This window comes from Blautia sp. AM29-29 (assembly GCF_003480555.1).
Classification (GTDB): domain Bacteria; phylum Bacillota; class Clostridia; order Lachnospirales; family Lachnospiraceae; genus Fusicatenibacter; species Fusicatenibacter saccharivorans.
Genome location: NZ_QUJD01000006.1, coordinates 160,876 through 180,366 on the forward strand (window position 1 = coordinate 160,876; position 19,491 = coordinate 180,366).

General features: G+C 47.7%; 14 protein-coding genes and 1 pseudogene. 8 read left to right on the top strand and 7 right to left on the bottom strand.

The genetic code is table 11. From position 1 onward, the window contains the following. Position 1 precedes the first annotated feature (1 nt). The gene (locus DW769_RS06175) at positions 2-1,789 is read right to left on the bottom strand and encodes an ABC transporter ATP-binding protein (protein ID WP_055267790.1); all 1,788 of its coding nucleotides are present in this window, start codon (positions 1,787-1,789) and stop codon (positions 2-4) included. Positions 1,790-1,990: 201 nt separating this feature from the next. Between DW769_RS06175 and DW769_RS06185 the strand changes: the two genes are divergently transcribed. Together DW769_RS06185 and DW769_RS06190 are read left to right on the top strand one after the other, a co-directional pair. Beyond that, positions 1,991-2,896, top strand: a complete 906-nt coding sequence (locus DW769_RS06185) for an AraC family transcriptional regulator (RefSeq protein WP_055267788.1) — start codon at positions 1,991-1,993, stop codon at positions 2,894-2,896. A gap of 273 nt (positions 2,897-3,169) precedes the next feature. After that, a pseudogene (locus tag DW769_RS06190) lies at positions 3,170-3,673 on the top strand (DUF6017 domain-containing protein); the annotation flags it as partial. A gap of 71 nt (positions 3,674-3,744) precedes the next feature. Here DW769_RS06190 and DW769_RS17405 read toward each other — a convergent pair. Further along, positions 3,745-4,062: a helix-turn-helix domain-containing protein gene (locus DW769_RS17405; RefSeq protein WP_242998350.1), complete on the bottom strand. Its 318-nt coding sequence runs from the start codon at positions 4,060-4,062 to the stop codon at positions 3,745-3,747. Between the two features lie 259 nt (positions 4,063-4,321). Between DW769_RS17405 and DW769_RS06200 the strand changes: the two genes are divergently transcribed. From DW769_RS06200 to DW769_RS06225, 6 genes are all read left to right on the top strand, one after another. Further along, the gene (locus DW769_RS06200) at positions 4,322-5,005 is read left to right on the top strand and encodes a response regulator transcription factor (RefSeq protein ID WP_118719902.1); all 684 of its coding nucleotides are present in this window, start codon (positions 4,322-4,324) and stop codon (positions 5,003-5,005) included. A gap of 96 nt (positions 5,006-5,101) precedes the next feature. After that, positions 5,102-6,040 carry an ABC transporter ATP-binding protein gene (locus tag DW769_RS06205; RefSeq protein WP_055267784.1) on the top strand — a complete coding sequence of 313 codons (939 nt, stop codon included), beginning with the start codon at positions 5,102-5,104 and terminating at the stop codon, positions 6,038-6,040. Beyond that, positions 6,018-6,704, top strand: coding sequence for an ABC transporter permease (locus DW769_RS06210; protein ID WP_117510060.1), 687 nt, complete (start codon positions 6,018-6,020; stop codon positions 6,702-6,704). Before DW769_RS06205 ends, DW769_RS06210 begins: the two co-directional genes overlap by 23 nt. 15 nt (positions 6,705-6,719) lie before the next feature. Further along, positions 6,720-7,457: an ABC transporter permease gene (locus tag DW769_RS06215; RefSeq protein WP_118719904.1), complete on the top strand. Its 738-nt coding sequence runs from the start codon at positions 6,720-6,722 to the stop codon at positions 7,455-7,457. An 11-nt stretch (positions 7,458-7,468) separates the two neighbouring features. Further along, complete coding sequence (locus tag DW769_RS06220; RefSeq protein WP_055267777.1) at positions 7,469-8,371, top strand: sensor histidine kinase; 903 nt, start codon at positions 7,469-7,471, stop codon at positions 8,369-8,371. 6 nt (positions 8,372-8,377) lie between these two features. Further along, positions 8,378-8,878, top strand: a complete 501-nt coding sequence (locus DW769_RS06225; protein ID WP_118719906.1) for a DUF4368 domain-containing protein — start codon at positions 8,378-8,380, stop codon at positions 8,876-8,878. Between the two features lie 139 nt (positions 8,879-9,017). Here DW769_RS06225 and DW769_RS06230 read toward each other — a convergent pair whose 3' ends face one another. The 5 genes from DW769_RS06230 to DW769_RS06250 form a co-directional block, all read right to left on the bottom strand. Beyond that, the gene (locus tag DW769_RS06230; RefSeq protein WP_118750130.1) at positions 9,018-10,598 is read right to left on the bottom strand and encodes a glucose-6-phosphate isomerase; all 1,581 of its coding nucleotides are present in this window, start codon (positions 10,596-10,598) and stop codon (positions 9,018-9,020) included. A gap of 123 nt (positions 10,599-10,721) precedes the next feature. Next, on the bottom strand, positions 10,722-11,714 hold the full coding sequence (pfkA, locus tag DW769_RS06235) for a 6-phosphofructokinase (protein ID WP_022462041.1): 993 nt from the start codon (positions 11,712-11,714) through the stop codon (positions 10,722-10,724). 81 nt (positions 11,715-11,795) lie between these two features. Next, entirely contained in the window at positions 11,796-15,269 is a 3,474-nt protein-coding gene (locus DW769_RS06240; RefSeq protein ID WP_118750131.1) for a DNA polymerase III subunit alpha, read from the bottom strand. 11 nt (positions 15,270-15,280) lie between these two features. Further along, entirely contained in the window at positions 15,281-18,457 is a 3,177-nt protein-coding gene (locus DW769_RS06245) for an ATP-binding protein (protein WP_118750132.1), read from the bottom strand. Between the two features lie 177 nt (positions 18,458-18,634). Continuing rightward, on the bottom strand, positions 18,635-19,486 hold the full coding sequence (locus DW769_RS06250; protein ID WP_022462037.1) for a CvfB family protein: 852 nt from the start codon (positions 19,484-19,486) through the stop codon (positions 18,635-18,637). Positions 19,487-19,491 lie beyond the last annotated feature (5 nt).

The following is a 19,491-nucleotide window of genomic DNA, read 5'->3' on the forward strand; positions in this document are numbered from 1 at the left end:
CCTACAGTTCATCCACACCGGTCTGCAGCTTCACCAGTTCATAATAGTAACCCTTCTTCTCCATCAGTTCCTCATGTGTTCCCATTTCTTCAATATAGCCATTTTGCAGAACAATAATCTTGTCCGCTGTTTTCGTTGTCGAAATTCGCTGTGCAATCACAATCTTGGTACATGGAAAATCAAGCTCCCGTAAGGACTGCTGAATCTGTTTCTCTGTTTCCATATCAACCGCCGATGTTGTATCGTCAAGAATCAGAACCGATGGACGGATCGCCAGTGCTCTTGCCAGAGAAATTCTCTGCTTCTGGCCTCCGGAAAGACCAACACCGCGCTCTCCGACCAGGGTATCGTAGCCCTCCGGCATCTTTGAAATGAAATCTGCCGCAGCGGAATACCTTGCAAACTTGACAACCTCGTTCATCTTGATCGAATCATCGCCGTAGGCAATGTTTCCCTCGATCGTGTCAGAATACAGCAGAACATCCTGCGTGGCAAGTCCGATCTGTTTTCGGAGATCATACAGCTTCAGCTGTTCTACAGGAATTCCGTCAATCCGGATCTGTCCTTCTGTCGGCTCATAAAACCGCGGGATCAGATTGATCAGCGATGTCTTGCCGCAGCCGGTCTCGCCCATGATCGCAACCGTCTCGTTCGGATGGGCCGTGAAGGAAATATTGTGCAGAACCGGCAAATCACCATCCTCGTATTGGAAGGAAACGTTATCAAACTCGATTTTGCCTTCAAACCGCTCCGGATGGGAAACGGCATTTTCTTCGTCCCTGATTTTCGGTTCGGAGTAATACAGCTCCATGACCTTTTTCGACGCTGCTGAGAACCGCTGAAATTCGTTCATGATATTTCCCATCTGACGCATCGGATTGGCGATTGCCCAGATGAGGCCTGAAAATGCCACATAGTCTCCCATAGTAAGCTGTCCTCTGATCATAAAAACACCGCCGACTGCGAGCAGGACAACCGGCATCAGGTTCGCAATACTCTCGACAATCGGGAAAAATTTCAGCCATACCATTCCGGTTGCCTTATTCGTCTCCGCATAGTCGGTATTGGCACGGTCGAATTTCTCGATTTCGTAATCTTCTCTTGCAAACGCTTTGACAACGCGGTTTCCGGAAATATTCTCCTGTGCGCATGTATTCATCTGTGCCAGTTTTTCACGCAGCGCCGCATGCATCGGGGCAACGCGGTTCCGGAACAGATAGATAATCCAGAATACAAACGGTGAAATCACAAGAACGCACAGTGCCAGCTTCCAGTTCGTATACAGGAAGAAAACGGCCGCTGCAGCAAACAGAGAAAATGACTCAACCACCATTCGTACAACCCATGCAACCATGTGACGCACCGCATCCAGGTCTCCTGTCTGCCGTGTCATCAGATCTCCTGTCCGATAGGTACTGTAAAACGTCATATCCTGACGCTGAAGCTTGTCGTACAGATAATTCCGCACCCGGTACAGAACACTCTGCGACACCGTCTCATAGATCATACAGCTGCCATAAACAACGATAACACGCAGGAACGTAAAGCCGACCATCGCAAACAGCAAGCGGTAAAGCAGGTCACGGTGTACCTGAAGATTTGTCGCCGCGTTCTCCCCCGTTAAAAACAGATCCACAATTTTTCCCGAAAAATAGGGAATCGTAAGCTGCAGAATATTGTACAAAACGGTTCCGAGAATACCGACAAAGTACAGCGCCCGTTTTCCCTCCATGTTTTCCCACAGCCACGCAATTTTGTTTTTCGGGAATTGTTTCGTGTTGCTTTTCATGTTTTCATATCCCCCCTTATCTTAGGAAATTGAGTTACCAAATTCAGCATTAATTTTCTTTCAAATGCTTTCGCCATTGTATCAATTTTCATTTGGATATGATATAATGCGACTGTACAAAAATAGAATGTTTCTATTTTTCCGAAACTGATATTCCCAGAAAAATACTGAATATTTTTTACCTGAAGGGGGACTTTTCCGTTGAAGAATCTTTTTGAATACAGTGACATCCTGCACTCGCCGATTGAAGCCTTTTCCTGCTGCTCCGACAGTTTTTCCATGCCGGTCAAATCCCACTGGCACTATTTTACGGAGGTTCTTTATCTGCAGGAAGGTTCTCTTCTCGTGAGCTGCAACGATTCCGTCTACCACATAAAACCGGGCTCTTTCATCCTGTTTCCTCCACAGACGGTCCACGCACTTGCCGCAGACCAGGATCGGCCATTCCGCTATTTCTGTATCAAATTCAACCTGAACCGCATCCAGCTCACCGGAAGCTACCTTCCGAACCTGAGCTTTGCTTTCCATAAAATCGCCACGATGACCTATCCTTCGCTTTTGTTTACGCAGGAAGATCTCTCAGAGCTGAATCTCCATGATTTTTTTGTAACCCTTGAGAGGGAGGCTCTTGAAAAGAAATACGGTTATGATGCCTATATCTATTCTCTCTTTTCCACACTGTTTCTCCGGCTTCTGCGTATCTGGCACTGCCAGGGAATCTGTTTCAATCCCGAATCGATTTCCGAGAGTGAGGAACAGAGTATGCAGGATATCCTCGTCTATCTCGACCGCCATTCCCAGGAAAACATCAATATCGAGGCACTGGCACATAAATACAACATGAGCTACTCCTATTTTGCCAAACTTTTTCTGAAGCATTACGGGCAGAGCTGTAAGCAGTATATCGAGTTTATCCGCCTGAACAAGGTTGAAAACCTGCTTCTTTTTACCGACTATGACCTGAACTATATTGCAGCCGAGACCGGCTTTGCGGACTGCAGTCATCTGATCCGCACCTTTAAAAAGCGGTACCAGATCACCCCGCGGCAATTCCGTCAAAAGCACCAGACCACGGTTTCCTCGTCTCTCCCGGCGAAGCTGGGATAATCTGAAAATGAAAAAACCCTGCAAAAAAGAGCGTTGCCATAAGAAAACATGAAAAAAACCAGTAAAATCAATGTTTTTTAGGGCAGCGGAAAACGGGGCAGGTCAAAACAACTGAATAATCAGACAGAAACAGGGTGTTGTCAAGCATGACAGCGCCCTTTTCTGTTCCCCGGCTAAGCCGCAGATTTTGAAAAAGTCTGCGGCTTTTCTTTTTGCCCAAACGCAGAAAGGAGGCGACGGCCTATGTACTTCACTTCCGGCAGCGACCGGGCCTTTGAACAGCCCCAGCCCCGGCCAGAGCAGCCGGACGAGGCGGCACCGGGATTGGAAAACTCGGTGTTGGAAAATCCAACATCGGATAATCCGACACCGGGAAACCCGACATTGGAAAATCCAATGCAATTAAATAAAGATATATCAAGTAAAGAAAAAACAACTACGGATGTATCAATTACCGATTCCATTCCTATCCTTTCCCGACCCTTCCCCTCGGAGGACGAAGCGGCACAGCCGCCGGAACGGAAAGGAACGGGAGCGAAATCACAGAGCGCCATAGAGATTTATCGTGAGATCATCATGGACAACATCGAGTACGAACACCTTTGCCAGCACGCCAAGGGCATTGACCGGGAAACGCTGGACGAGATCGTGGACTTGCTGGTGGAAACCGTGTGCAGCGTCCGCAAGACCATCCGTATTGCCGGGGACGATTACCCGGCAGAGCTGGTGAAATCCAAGTTTATGAAGCTGGACAGCTCTCACATCGAGTTTGCTATGACATAATCGGCAATTATCCAAAACGCCGGGCGCGGAGGTGTCAAAGCCTCTGCGTCCGGCGCTCTTTTTTCTTATGCCTGCCCCATTGGGAAGTTAGGCAGTTCTTCCAACAGTTTCAGAATAAGGTGCTGCTTCATATCTTCGTCAACGGCCAACTCGTCGATCATGGGGGTGTAGTGTTCGATCACTTTTTGTTTAGCCCATAGCTCACCGGCGACGGCGGCCCTGATGGTAGCTGTGTCCAGTAACATTTCCTGTTCGGCCATCGTGTCAACTCCTGTCGTTTTTTGTCTTATTCCAGCATACCACAGAACCGGCGGGAAAACCAGCGCCGGAAAGATTTTCCTACGCATTTCAAAGCCCGTTCCGACGGGTATTTGATAAATCATTCTGCCACCCCATCGACCACCGCCGAAAAGCCTTGATTTCCGTGGGCTTTTTGCCCCCTAAATGCGTAGACAGGAGGGGCTTTTGCTGGCTTTTGGTTTCATATTTCCAGTGTACCCAGCAATAGAAATGTGTTCTTCTAACATCTAATAATTCATATTTTATGCCTTGTATTCTCTCCTGAAAGGAAATATAATTAAATCTATTAGAGATAAAAAGTGTAGTACAATGCTGACATAAGGCAGGTGAACATAGAACAACATGAAAATTTTGATTGTTGAGGATGATTTAGAGATCAGCAAATTGCTGGCTGATTTTTTACAGGGAAATGGATATGAGGTGCTTTGTCAGTATGATGGGCTTCATGTGTTAGACTGCATACAAGAACATCAGATTGATCTTATTCTGCTTGATATAATGCTGCCTTATCGGAGTGGTGATACTATACTTGCGGATATTCGTAAATTCTCAACGGTTCCTGTCATAGTAATTTCAGCAAAGGAAACAACACAGAACAAGATTGATTTGTTGCGGCTTGGTGCGGATGATTACATTACAAAACCTTTCGATATGGAAGAAGTTCTCGCCAGAATTGAAAGCAACTTACGCCGGATTCAATTTCAAAACAGCACGCCGCCATCTTTGAAGTGCAATGATTTGGTTTTAGATTTAGACGGCAACAGAGCTATGCTACAAGGGGCGGAGTTACCTTTAACTGCGAAAGAATTTGCTATACTGGAATTGCTTATGAAATACCCGGACAAGATCTTCTCAAAGGCGAATTTGTTTCAAAGTGTTTGGAATACAGAGTATATCAGCGAGGACAACACCTTGAATGTCCATATTAGCAACTTGCGAAACAAGATGAAAGCCATTTGCCCGGATAAAGAGTTTATAGATACTGTGTGGGGCATTGGATACCGTTTGCATAAAGCCGAGGGGTAAGCTCTTGGCTTTATGCTTTTTTTATGGTTTCCAAATAGAAATTAAGAAATTCTTTATGATTTCCCCTTACACTAAAATGTAAAGGAGGATGACAACATGAGTTCTGTTATTTTGGAAGCACATGACTTAACAAAAGAATACCGGCACACAGTTGCCTTAGATCATATTGATTTGAAAATTGAAAAAGGGAAAATTTATGGCTTCATAGGCCAAAATGGAGCAGGAAAGACCACCTTTTTGAGATTGGTTACAGGATTAGCGTTTCCGACAAGCGGCACCTTATCGTTGTGGGGGAAAACCGTCGAAAAGGAATTGCAGGAACAGAGAAAGCGGATCGGTTGCATGATCGAAACACCTGCGCTTTTTCCGACAATGACCGCTTATCAAAATATGGAGATACAGCGTATCCAACGTGGTATCCCTGACAAAGCAGTTATCCAAAAAACTTTAGACATGGTAGGTCTGAAAGATACCGGGAAAAAAGCTGTCCGTAATTTTTCGCTGGGGATGCGACAGCGATTGGGTATTGCAATCGCACTATTAAATACACCAGAATTTCTTATTTTGGATGAACCGATCAATGGGCTTGATCCTGCTGGAATTGTGGAAATTCGTAATTTGCTAAAGTCCTTGAATAAGGAATACGGAATGACGATATTGGTATCCAGCCATATCTTAGAGGAACTGTATCAGACAGCATCAGAGTTTATTTTAATAGACAAAGGCAAAATTATCGAAGAAATATCAGATCGAGAACTAAATGATCGTTGCAAACGGCATATCGCAATAAAGGCAACTGATCCACAAAAAGCTCTGATCGTTTTGGAAGAAACGCTACACACAGATAGTTTTAAGCTGATGCCAGATGGCATAATTCGCCTATATGATTATCTCGATGATATGGAAAAAGTGGCTGCTGCTTTGTCAGATGCACATATTCTCGTTACAGGTCTTTCTGTGGCCGGTGATACATTAGAAGATTACTTTTTAAGCAAAATAGGAGGGACAGGAAATGTCAAATCTCCTAAAAGCTGAATTTTATAAGCTGTTCCATAGCTGGTATTTTTGGGGGATAGGATTGTTTAATCTCCTTTTAAGTAGTGTGTTGTTACTGGATAGCGTTGGGGAAACATCCAACCTTTTCTTTGCTTCGATATACAATATGCCAATCCTATATTTCCTCACAATCATCTTTTCTGCCCTGTTTGTTGGAAATGATTTTGGCAGAAGAACATTACAATCATATATCAATGCCGGACATCGACGCGGAAAGATACTATTTGCGAAGCTGGTAGTTCATCAAATCGCCTGCATGGTTATCCTGTCTTTTCCACTGTTGTTACATAGCATAATTGGTACGTTTGTCACTAAAGGAGCATTGGCAAGCATCGGCATAGTTGTAATGGTGATTGCTTCGCAATTTGCAATGTGCCTATTACCTTTTTTCTTTGCCTTCATTTTCCGTGATATAGGAAAGAGTATGGCTGTGCCGATGGTACTCTTTTTCTTAATGGTCTTTTTGATGAATGGAGATCAAGTGCAGCTTATCTCACAAATATTGCCTATGGGCCAGCTTCGGCTTATGGCATTGCAACAATCCAACATATCCGGCGGGCAATTCATGTTTTCAGATTTTTTATGGGTACTGGCATTATGCTTAGGTACTTATCTGTGGTTCCGACGCTCGGATTTGAAATAACAAGGAGGTGTGGGAATGAACAACTTACTGAAAATGGAAAAATATCAATTATCACATAATATCTTTTATTGGTGCGGTTTAATAGGGATATTTTTGATTGGTTTTTTTACCGCAGATACTTATGTCCCGGAAGCTATGGGGCCTATGGGTGGGGCTGCTACATCCCTCGCAGATATTTTTAATGGAATGGTTTACGATTCAACCTTTCTCCTGATTATTATATCCAGTATTTTAGCTCTGATTTTAGGACAGGAATTTTCCAGTCGGATGATTGATCTTGAGGTCAATGCAGGACATTCGAGAAAAACCATTTTCTTTGCTAAAGTAATCTCATACTTAATTACATTTAATATCATGGCTCTTGTTTATCCTGTGGCTGGTTGTATAAGAGAAAGTGTCCGCTTTGGTATTACCGAAGCAGGCAACCTTTGTTATCAGGTCAGTAAGGCGATTTTATATTCTCTGCTTTTGAACAGTGCGACTTTTCTTATTGCAATCTGGATTGTTTTTTGGTTAAGAAGCTCTGCAAGAGCAATAGCTGTTACCGCTTTAGTCACTTTTGTTCTTAGCCTTTATCTTGGGTATGGAATGATGTTTGATCTTCCTGTTGCATTTTTGGCAACCTATCAGATACGGGAAGCGGTTTTTTCTGTGACCTATTTTTTGCCATGGGCCATTTTAGTTGGCGTTGTTTGGATAGTTGCTTTGATAACCTTTTCATGGATTAGCTTTCGCAAATGTGAACTCAAATAACAAGGAGGGAGGTGTCTGGAATAAAGCTGTTGTTAATTTTAGTTATCGCAGTCTTGATAGTAGTGCTTTTCAAATATGTGCAAATCAAAAGACAAATCCGTAACCTATCGAAACAAATGACCGATCTTACAACTGGAAAATCGGAAAAGATGCTGGACATCTCTCTTGTTGATAAAGATATAGAACAACTGGCCGCAGTATTAAACCAGTATAATGAAAAGCAAAGACAGTCCATTGCAAGCACATTACGGCACGAAATGTATTTGAAAGAGTCCATTGCTAATATTTCACATGACTTGCGTACCCCTCTGACGGTAATACTTGGCCATTTACAATTATTAAAAAAGGAGAATTTATCAGCAGGTCAAACACAGCGTATAGAAACCATTTATAATAAAGCAGAAAGAATGAAAGCGCTGATACAAACCTTTTACGATGTTTCTGTAATAGACGCAAAAGAAGTAACTCCTGTGCGTGAAGATTTCAACTTAACAAATTTGCTGATAAATCTTATCACAGAGAACGCCCCAGCATTGGAAGCAAAAGGCATATCTCCTGTAATTGGTCTGCCAGATCATTCCGTTTATCTCCATTCGGACTATGGTATGGTAGAACGTATTTTTCAAAATCTTATTATAAATGCTATTCGATATTCCTCTGGCTCGATTAAAATTGACTTGAAGCAAGGCAAAGAAAAGAGTGCTATTTTTATCATTGAAAATCCCATTGATAGTAAGGTGGAAATAGACCCAAACCGACTATTTGAAAGATTTTATACCGGGGACAAATCAAGGCATAATAGCGGTACAGGAGTGGGGCTTGCTGTGGTAAAACTATTAACTGACAAGCTCGGCGGCAATGTGTTCGCTAAAATTGAAAATGATACACTAACCATTTCATTGGAAATCAAATAAACAGTATTGTTTCAACTGCCGGGCGACGGCAAAGAAAAAAAGCCGTCGTACAACAGCCCTTTTGACACGCCCATAAAACCAGCGGCGGCTTTGAGAAATCAAGGCCGCCGCTTCTCTTTGCCCAGCGCAGGATCTGCGGCCCACAGAGGGAGCCGCCATGCTGATATACTGTCCCGTGACTATGAATTGGAACAGACTAACCTTACAAACCTTGTCGAATATCTTCGGCAAGAAGTCAAGGAACAGGAAAAGCAGAAAGTCAATGTCAGACAGTTTATTGCAGCGATCAGGAAGTACACTGATATGCAGCAGCTTGACGCCTCTGTTCTCCGGGAGTTTGTGGAGAAAATTTATATCTCCGAGGTTTATACGCCGGACGAGAATGAGCCGCGCATCAAGGTCAGAGAAATCGAGATCGTCTATAACTTCATTGGTGCATTTGATTTTGAGGACGCAAGGGAGCAATCCCAAGCAGCCCAAAAAGAAAAGAAAACCGGCGTAGCCTAAACTACGCCGATTCTCTCACATAAATGTTTTCTTACGTCACCGCCCCTAAGCAGGGCTTTGTCTATAGTCTGAAATCTCCCGGAGTTTTTCCGGGAGATTTTTTTCACAGGACGCCTTTTCTGATCAGAAAATAACGCTTTTAGATATTGAGCAGATCACTGAATACCTTCAGTGCTCCGTCTGTCTCGTGAGCCAGAACGCGTTTTGCAAGGACTTTACCAAGCTGTACACCCTCTTGGTCGAAGCTGTTTACGTTCCACAGGAATCCCTGGAACATGATCTTATTCTCGAAGTGTGCAAGCAGTGCTCCCAGCGTCTTCGGATTTACCTGATCTCCGATGATGATGCTGGACGGACGGCCGCCTTCGAAGTTTTTGTTTTTATTCTCATCTGCTTTACCGCAGGCAAATGCAACGATCTGAGCTGCTACGTTTGCGCAGAGTTTCTGCTGGCTGGTGCTGCCCTGGATGTCGACATCGGTCTCCATCTGGTTATTGCGGAAGCCTACAAACTGCAGCGGAACGATATCAGTTCCCTGATGCAGCAGCTGATAGAAGGAATGCTGTCCGTTGGTACCTGGCTCGCCGAAGAGAACCGGACCGGTCGGGTAATTGACCGGCTCGCCGAAGCGGTTGACCGATTTACCGTTGGACTCCATATCTACCTGCTGTAAATGAGCCGGGAAACGGTTCAGCGCCTGGGAGTATGGAAGAACTGCAGTGCTTGGATAGCCAAGAACGTTTCTCTCATAAACACCGATCAGCGCATCGAGCATCTCCGGGTTCTGTAATACATCCTTGTTTGCAGAAAGTTTATCTTCTGCTGCAGCGCCCTCAAGGAATGCTGCGAATACTTCCGGTCCGAAAGCCAGAGACAGAACAGCGCCGCCGACTGCGGATGTGGAAGAATAACGGCCTCCGATGTAGTCATCCATGAAGAATGCTGCCAGATAGTCTTCGCTCTTTGCCAGTGGAGAAGTCTCGCTGGTAACCGCGATCATGTGCTTGGATGCATCCAGGCCTGCATTTTTCAGAGCGTCTTTTACGAAGGACTCGTTGGTCAGAGTCTCCAGTGTGGTTCCGGATTTGGATACCAGAACGAAGATGGAATGTGCTACGTCGATCGAATTCAGAACAGCTGCTGCGTCATCCGGGTCAACGTTGCTGATGAATTTTGCTTCCATTTTGAAGCAGCCGTTTTTCTTTGCCCAGTTTTCCAGAGCCAGATACATCGCACGCGGGCCAAGGTCGCTTCCGCCGATACCGATCTGCACAACGGTGGTGAATTTTTCACCTGCTGCGTTGGTGATCTCACCTGCATGTACTTTGTTCGCAAACTCTGCAATGCGGTTCTGCTGCTCTACGTAGAAAGCACGTTTGTCTACGCCGTCTGCCGTAACGGTGTTTCCGAGCTGGCCGCGGGTCAGCTGATGAAGCACGAGACGGTTCTCTCCGGTGTTGATGACAGCACCGTTGTAAAGCTCCTCAAATTTTTCAGAAAGCTGTGCCTCTTCTGCCAGTTTTACGAGTGCGGCAAGGACATCCTCATTCACCTGTTTTGCTGCGTAGTTATACGCAAGTCCTTCTGCCATCGGAACGCTGTAAGATTTTACGCGCTCTGCTCCGTTTTCGCCGGACATCACCTCGGCAAGATTGACACGCTCCACTTTTTTCAGCTCCTCAAAAGAAGCCAGTTTATCAAGATTGTTCCAGGTAACCATTGTTAAGTTCCTCCTGTTTTTTTATTTTGTCTCTCTATTCCGTCCGCGGAAACATTTTTATTCCCGCTATTATACCAATGAAACAGACTGCTTGCTAAAAACAGTCTGTTTCGTGATACTTTTTTATTTCGTATAGTTATAAGAAAGAGCTCTTGCGATCTCCCACTGATATTCCGGCAGAGTCTTTGTCATGGACAGTGCCTCATCGATATCGTAATCTACATACTCACCGTTCTTGTATGCAACAACGCGGTCTGTTTTGCCTTCCAGAAGAAGGTCAACTGCGTAAGCACCCATGATGGACGCATATACACGGTCTTTACATGTCGGGCTTCCTCCACGCTGCATATGTCCAAGGATCGTTGCACGGGTCTCGATTCCGGTTGCAGCTTCGATTCTGCGCGCCATGCTGGTGGAATGGCCGATGCCCTCAGCATTTACGATGATATGATGTTTTTTGCCTTTTCTACGGTTCTCGATGATGTTGTTGATGATCTTCTGCTCATCGTAATCGTATTTCTCCGGAAGAAGAATATCCTCTGCGCCGTTTGCGATACCGCACCACAGAGCGATGTATCCGGCATTACGTCCCATAACCTCGATGATCGAGCATCTCTCATGGGAAGTGGAAGTATCTCTTACTTTGTCAATGGCTTCCATTGCTGTATTTACCGCGGTATCAAAACCGATGGTATATTCTGTGCAGGCGATATCCAGATCGATGGTTCCCGGTACACCTACTGTATTAATTCCAAGTGCTGCCAGCTTCTGAGCTCCTGCAAAGGAACCGTCTCCGCCGATAACAACCAGTCCGTCGATGCCGTGTTTTCTGCAGACATCTGCGGCACGTTTCTGGCCTTCCGGTGTACGCATCTCTGCGCAGCGGGCTGTATAAAGGATGGTACCTCCGCGCTCGATGGTATCGGATACATCACGGGCGGTCATATCAATGATCTCTTCGTTCATCAGTCCGTCGTATCCTTTGAGGATACCTTTCATCTGAACACCCTTCTGCAATCCTCTTCTTACTGCTGCACGAATTGCAGCGTTCATACCAGGTGCGTCACCGCCGCTGGTAAGCACTCCGATTGTCTTTACCTTGTTAGTCGTTGCCATATGAATTCCTCCATCTCATCACACACATTAATAAACGAGTAGTTTTATTTATTAATCACACACAGTTTTATTTTAAAGCATTCAGGCCCTTTTTTCAATACTCTTTTCTACAACTTTCACGTTTCCGGTACCGAATTTTGCCTGAAGTGACGCCACCAGACGGGCATCTGCCTGCACATTGCGGCTCGGCGGCAGTTTTTTCATCGCTTTGATCGATTTGATGTAGAGAATCACGCTGTCCTTGCCGTCGGATTCATGCAGCATCTGGTACAGATCCGCCACTTCTCTCTCGTACGTTTCCTTGTCCGGGAACTGGATCCAGAGCTCTTTCGGGATGCCTGCAAACGGGAAAATTTTCTCGCAGATCAGCTTGCTCGGCTTATCATCCTCCGCGGAAACACGGCCCTGGATGAAGACACGCGCATCGGTCTGCATCATCGCTGCGTTTTTCTCGTAATCGCGCGGGAATACGACGATTTCCATACTGCCGACGAGGTCCTCGAGTGTGAGAAATGCCATTGTCTTGTTATTCTTTGTATATTTGATTTTTTTATCCGTGATAATGCCGCCGACAATCTCTTTCGCGCCGTCGGTGACGGATGGGAAACCCGTCTCCTCATCCGGCTGGAAGTCTGTCGTTACCGCGGAAATGTTCTTCCGCCAGCACTCCTCCTGCTCCTCGAGCGGATGACCGCTGACGTAGATGCCGAGCACCTCTTTTTCGAGCGCCAAAAGATCACTCTTTTCGTATTCTCCGACATCCGGGTACACCGTTTCATACGACCGTTTGGCCGTCTCGTCTACGAAGTCAAACAGACTCATCTGGCCGCTTAACGAATCTTTTTTCTCGCGCGCCACATCATCGAGCACATTGGCGTAGACGAACATGAGCTGCTTTCTCGTCACGCCGAAGCAGTCGAATGCGCCCGCCTTGATAAAGTTCTCGACGGTCCGCTTGTTGACTTCTTTTCCGCTCAGGCGCTCCGCGAAATCCTTTAACGAGCGGAACGGTCCATTTGCACTCCGCTCCTCCACGATCGCCTCCATGACCGGCTTTCCGATGCCTTTGACCGCCGCCATGCCATAGCGGATCGCCTGGCCGTCCACCGTGAATTTTCCTTCGCTTCGGTTGATGTCCGGCGGCAGAATGGAAATGCCCATCTGGCGGGAACTCAAGATATACTCTGCGACTTTTCCCGGGTTATCGATGCAGGAGGTCATCAGAGCCGCCATGAACTCAACCGGGTAATAGTATTTCAGCCATGCCGTCTGGTACGATACGAACGCGTACGCCGCCGCATGGGATTTGTTGAAGGCGTATTTCGCGAAGTCGATCATCTCGTCGTAGATCTTGTTCGCTGTCTTCTCATCAATGCCGTTTTTGATACAGCCCGGCACGCCCTCGGCCTCGTTTCCATAAACGAAATTCTGGCGCTCTTTTTCCATGACGGATGCCTTTTTCTTCGACATCGCACGGCGCACCAGATCGGCCCGTCCAAGCGAATAGCCCGCCAGTGCCTGTACGATCTGCATAACCTGTTCCTGGTAGACGATACAGCCGTACGTCGGCTCCAGAATCGGTTTTAAGAGCGGTGTATCGTACGTAACGGATTCCGGGTTGTTTTTTCCTTTGATGTACTGCGGAATAAAATCCATCGGGCCCGGCCGGTACAGGGAAATTCCGGCGATGATATCCTCGAGGCTCTGCGGTTTTAACTCCTTCATGAAGTTTTTCATTCCCGCACTCTCGAGCTGGAACACACCGACCGTTTTCGATGCGCCGATCATGCCGAGCACTTTCGGATCGTTGTAATCGATGTGAAGCAGATCAATTTTCTTATTGCTGTAACGCTCTGCGAGCTTTGTCGCATTCTGAATGACGGTCAGGGTCCGAAGTCCTAAGAAGTCCATTTTCAGAAGTCCCAGTTCCTCGAGCGTCGTCATCGTGAACTGTGTGACGATCGTTCCGTCGCTTCCTCGCGAGAGCGGCACAAATTCCACCAGCGGACGCGAGCCGATGACAACACCGGCGGCATGCATCGACGTGTGGCGCGGCAGACCTTCAAGTCTCCGTGACATGTCGATCAGATGTGCAACCTCTTCATTGCCCTGGTACAGCTCCCGCAGCTCGTGGTTCATCTGCAGTGCCTTGTCGATCGTGATATTCAGCTCATTCGGAATCATCTTCGCAATCGAATCGACCTGTGCATACGGCATATCCAGCACACGGCCGACATCGCGGATGACACCGCGCGCCGCCAGTGTACCGAATGTGACGATCTGTACAACGCGGTCCTTGCCGTATTTTCTCGTTACATAGTCGATGACCTCCGGGCGGCGTTCGAAACAGAAATCCACGTCGATATCAGGCATGGTAACTCGTTCCGGGTTCAGGAAACGCTCGAACAGGAGCTGGTACCGCATCGGGTCCAGCTGTGTGATGCCAAGGGTGTAGGAGACAATACTTCCGGCCGCCGATCCTCGTCCCGGTCCGACCATGATGTCGTGGTCGCGCGCAAATTTGATGAAATCCCACACGATCAGGAAGTAATCGACGTAACCCATCGTTTTGATCGTATCAAGCTCGTATTTCAGCCGCGCTTTCAGTTCATCCGTCGCCGGGTGATACCGTTCCTCGAGGCCGTCGTAGCAGAGCTTATTTAAGTATTCCCAGGAAGTGTATCCTTCCGGCACATCGAATTTCGGAAGTTTTGTGACACCAAATTCGATCTCCACATTACACCGGTCTGCAATTTTCTGTGTATTTTCGATTGCCTGCGGTGCATACGGGAAGAGCGATGCCATCTCCGCCTCGGATTTCACGAAATACTGTCCGCCCTCGTAGCGCATGCGGTCCTCATCCGTGATCTTCTTTCCGGTCTGCAGGCACAGAAGAATATCATGGGAATCCGCATCTTCTGCGTACGTGTAGTGAATATCATTCGTCGCCACCAGCTCGATGCCGGTTTCTGCCGAGAGGCGCATCAGCTGCTGATTGACCATCCGCTGCTCCGAGATGCCGTGATCCTGCAGTTCCAGGAAGAAATTGCCTTTTCCGAAAATCTTCTCATACCGCAGTGCGGCCTCTTTTCCCATCTCGTACTGGTTCCGCACCATCGCACGCGCCACCTCACCTGCAAGGCAGGCGGAAAGCGCGATAATGCCCTCGTGATACTTTTCCAGAATCTCCATGTCGACACGCGGCTTATAGTAAAATCCATCGATAAAGCCCGCCGAAACAATCTTCATCAGATTGGAATAGCCCGTATTATTTTCCGCCAGCAGAACCAGATGGTAGTACCGGTCCTCTCCGCGGCTGGTTTCGCGGTCGAAACGGGAACCCGGCGCCACGTAAACCTCACAGCCGAGGATCGGCTTGATGCCCTGCGCGCGGGCTTCTTTATAAAAATCGATACAGCCGAACATGACGCCGTGATCGGTGATCGCGGCGCTGTTCATGCCAAGCTCCTTGACTCTGGCAACGTACTCTTTGATCTTGTTCGATCCGTCCAGAAGGCTGTATTCGGTATGTACATGTAAATGCGTAAAACTCATCGTTTTCTCCTCTATTTTCCAAAGGCATGTTCCGTTGTCTCCAAGATCGTCTGCACCAGGCTGTCCGGCTCGATCGGCTTGGTCAGATGGCTGTTCATGCCCGCTGCGCGGCATCCCTCTTTACTCTCTTCGGAGGACTGCGCCGTCATCGGGATGATCGGGACTTGTTTTGCTTCCGGAAGCCCCATGGTGCGGATCTGCCGCGCTGCCTCAAGACCGCCCATCACAGGCATCATCAGATCCATTAAAATCACATCAAATTTCTGCGGATTCGCCGCATACTTTTCGACCGCCTCGCGGCCGTTCCATGCCTCTTCCACCGTCGCACCGTGATCGGTCAGGTAAAACTCGGCGATTTCCATGTTGATCTCATTATCCTCGACAAGCAGAACGTGGAAACGGACAAGCTCTTTTCCTGCGATCCGTGTCTTTACTTCCTGAATCCGCTGTCCCTCGCAGTCAATGTAAAACGGAAGCCGGAATACATACGTCGTTCCGACGCCCTGCTGGCTCGTTACCTCGATCGTGCCCTGCATTTTTTCGATCAGTTCTTTGACGATCGACATGCCAAGGCCCGTTCCCTTGTACTGCGTTCTCGCACCGGACTTCTCCTGTGTGAACGGATGGAACAGCTCTTTTTCGATAAATTCGCTGCTCATTCCGATGCCGCTGTCCATGATGCGGAACTCGTAGACGACCCGGGTTCCGTCGCAGGAGACTTCGCCCGCATACGTATCGATCGTTCCGCCCGGCTTGTTGTACTTGATTGCATTGCTGAAGAGATTCAGCATAATCTGCCGCAGGCGCAGCGGACTGCCGATCAGTCTCGTGTGCGTCAGCTCACCGCGGTGCATACGGTGGGTAATGCCCATCTCCGTAATCTGCGCATTGACAAGGGATGCCACATCATCCATCAGATGCGTCAGATCAAAAGAAGCGCTCTCGATCGTCTCTTTTCCGGACTCCAGCTTATTCATATCGAGCACATCGTTGACGAGTGCCAGCAGATGGCTTGCGGAAAGATTGATTTTATCGAGGCAGTCGTCCACTTTTGCCTCATCCTGCCGGTTTTTGCGGATGATATCCAGCATGCCCATAATGCCATTGATCGGCGTGCGCACATCGTGGCTCATGCGGTTCATAAATTCTGTTTTTGCACGACTTGCACTGTCTGCAGCTCTAAAGGCATCCTGAAGCTGTATCTTCTCCCTCTCTTCCCGGCTGTGGAACTCTGACGTATCACGGAAAAGGATCATGCCGTGTACCACAACGCTCTCCCGCTTTGTCTTTCGGTCGTAGACGGTATCCTGTGACATAAGAACCGTCTTCTGCAACCATATTCTTCTGCCGGACTCATCTGTTTCCTGATACTCCACGACTACCTGCTTATCTCCGTTTTCAAAGCGCTGCAGCAGTTTCTTCGAGGAATCCACAATGCGGTATGATTCCAATGTCTCCTCCGCGACAAACGCACTGCATTCCCCGCAGTATTTCTCGTAGGAACACGGCAGATCTATATTGAGGTCAAATTTCTTCTGCCCGCTGTGGTAAAAAATCTGCTCCAGCGAATCATTCGTCAGATCAACGGCGAACACGGCCTCGGCCGTCTCGAGAAGTGCCTCGGCGTAGTGGCTGTTTTCAATGATCGACTGTTTCATCTGTTCATAGTATTGGTCGAGCTGTTCTTTTTCATTCCGAGCAGCTTCCCCATTGGAGCGGAACCGCTCAAAGCCCATCAGAAAATGGTGCAGTCCGCCGTCCTCGGCCGCGTCGTAGAACAGAATGGTGACTTTTCCCCGGCAGAGCGCTTCCCCTTCGCTGCCCTCCTGATACTCGTACAGAATTTCTACGCTCTCTTCTCCCTTCTGATAGCACTCCTTCAGATGGGTAAGATCCAGCATTCTACGCATTTCCTTTCTCTTTTCCTCATCCGTGATGCCCTGCACAATATGCTCGGCCGCACCGGTATAGCTGCCGTCCTCGGCAAGGAAAAAGCCCGAAACGGCACGCAGAATCCGGTACTGGTCCTGTCTTGCATTGCAGTAAATACAGTTGGAAAAATGGTATCCCTTTTTCTTTACGACGTCCAGCGCTTCCAGGCTGATCTTCCGCTCTGCGGCGGCTTCTTCCATCTTCGCGCGGTTTTTGTCGATATACATGTTCTGGTCCGCATGGCGGAACAGTTCCCGGATATCACAGTCTTCAAATTCCGTGGACAGTGCATAGCCTCCGGCGTAGCTGATCGGCATCTCCGGGTGCTGGCGGGAATATTCTGCCGTCTGCGTGCGGATGTGATTCATGCACGCTTCCACTTCTTCGCGGTTCAGTCCGCGCAGAATGGCAAGAAACTCATCTCCGCCGTTTCTTCCGACGAAATACTCCTCCGGGACTGCTTTTCGAAGCTGAACGGCAAAGGAACGGATATATTCGTCTCCCTTGTCGTGACCCAGACTGTTGTTGATCGTGCGCAGATTGTTGAGGTCAAACACGCAGACCGCATACACGCTGGAAATTTCTTCTCCTCCGTCGCTTCCCTCCAGAATCTCTTCGCATCTATTTTTATTTGGCAGGCCCGTCGCCTCATCGAGATAGACTTTCTTCTGCAGAATACGGTTCATCGCCGCATAGCGGACGGCCTTGATCAGCTCCATGCCGATGACAAACACCAGACCGATGATATCTCCTACTACCACCTGCTCCAGCTTCTTCAGCGAAGACGCCATTCTCTGCGAATACGCTTCCGCAAGGCCCGTCGCCTCGTCACAGATTTTGAAAAAGGTCTCACTCTTTTCGATAATCGCGGTATTCTCATATCCTTTTTCACGCACCAGCAGAATCTCTGCCTTCAGCTCTTCAAAATACGATGCCAGCTCAGTCATCTTATCCTGAAAATCCCGGTCGTCCAGGCGCACCAGATCCAGCTCGCTGCTTCCGTTCCGCAGACCGTCGATATAAGCGTTGATGTCTGCAATCATCGTATCCTGCGGTTCTCCCGCATCCTCCAGCTTGATAATCCGCTGCGTTTTTCCGCGCACCAGACCGGCATAGTTGACAACGCGGGCCGTTCCCTGTATTTTCTCGACCATCGACATAATGCAGAAAAACAGAATAATCAGAATGATCGTCAAAACCGTCATTGCGGTTTTGGAAATAAAAGATGTTTTTTTCTTACTTTTCTTTTTCTTCATCGCTCTCCATCAGATCCTGTGTCACTTTTTGTCATATAGATCATATTATAAGCGCAATCCTCTCTTCGCGCAACCGCAAACCGGGCGCAGAAAAAATTTCAAAATTTTATCTGCTGTCTGACACAAAAAAACGGACACCGGAGAGGATGTGCTTCCTGTCCAGTGCCCGATTTTTTCTTATTTTGCTTTTTCTGCCGTCCAGATTTTACCGTCGCGGATGACAACCTGTTTTTCTTTCATCAGATGGCCGACCGCGCGCTTAAATGCTGCTTTGCTGAGGCCGAATTCTCTCTGAATCACTTCCGGTGATGCTTTGTCATCAAATGGAAGGACACCTGCAAATTCCTCAATCACAGAAAGAACGCTCTCTGCATCGATTGCGATCTGCTCGTACGCTTTTCCGCGTGCGGACAGGGAGAGTTTTCCGTCCTCTTTGACTTCGGTAACGCGGCACTCAAGTTCCTGGCCGACATGATAGTCTGCCTGTGCTTCTCTCTTTGGAATCAGACCGGAGTAGCGGTCATCAACAGCAACGAAAACGCCGAAGTTTCCGCTGATCTCGTAGATTCTTCCCTTTACGATATCGCCTACGACGTACGGAGAATTGGTTTTCAGGAAATGGTAAACCTTCATCGTTGCGCAAAGACGGTCGCTCTTGTCGATGTAGAGGGAAACCAGAACCTCATCACCTGGATGGAGGCGGCGGGTCTGCTGTTTAAACGGAAGAAACAGATCTTTTTCCAGACCCCAGTCCAGAAATGCTCCGATCTTTCCGGTAGCAGCTACGTTTAAGACAGCCAGCTCTCCAAGCACCAGCTTCGGCTCTCTGGTTGTCGCAATCAGACGGTCGCTGGAATCGCGGTACAGAAATACTTCCAGCTCATCTCCCTCTTTTGTTCCTTCCGGCACCTGTTTGATCGGCAGAAGAACACGTTCCTTCTCGCCTGCTTCCCGGGTCTCCCCAAGATAAATACCGAATTCTACTTTCTTTACTACTACCAGCTTTTGCTTTCTTCCTATATTTAACATTTGAC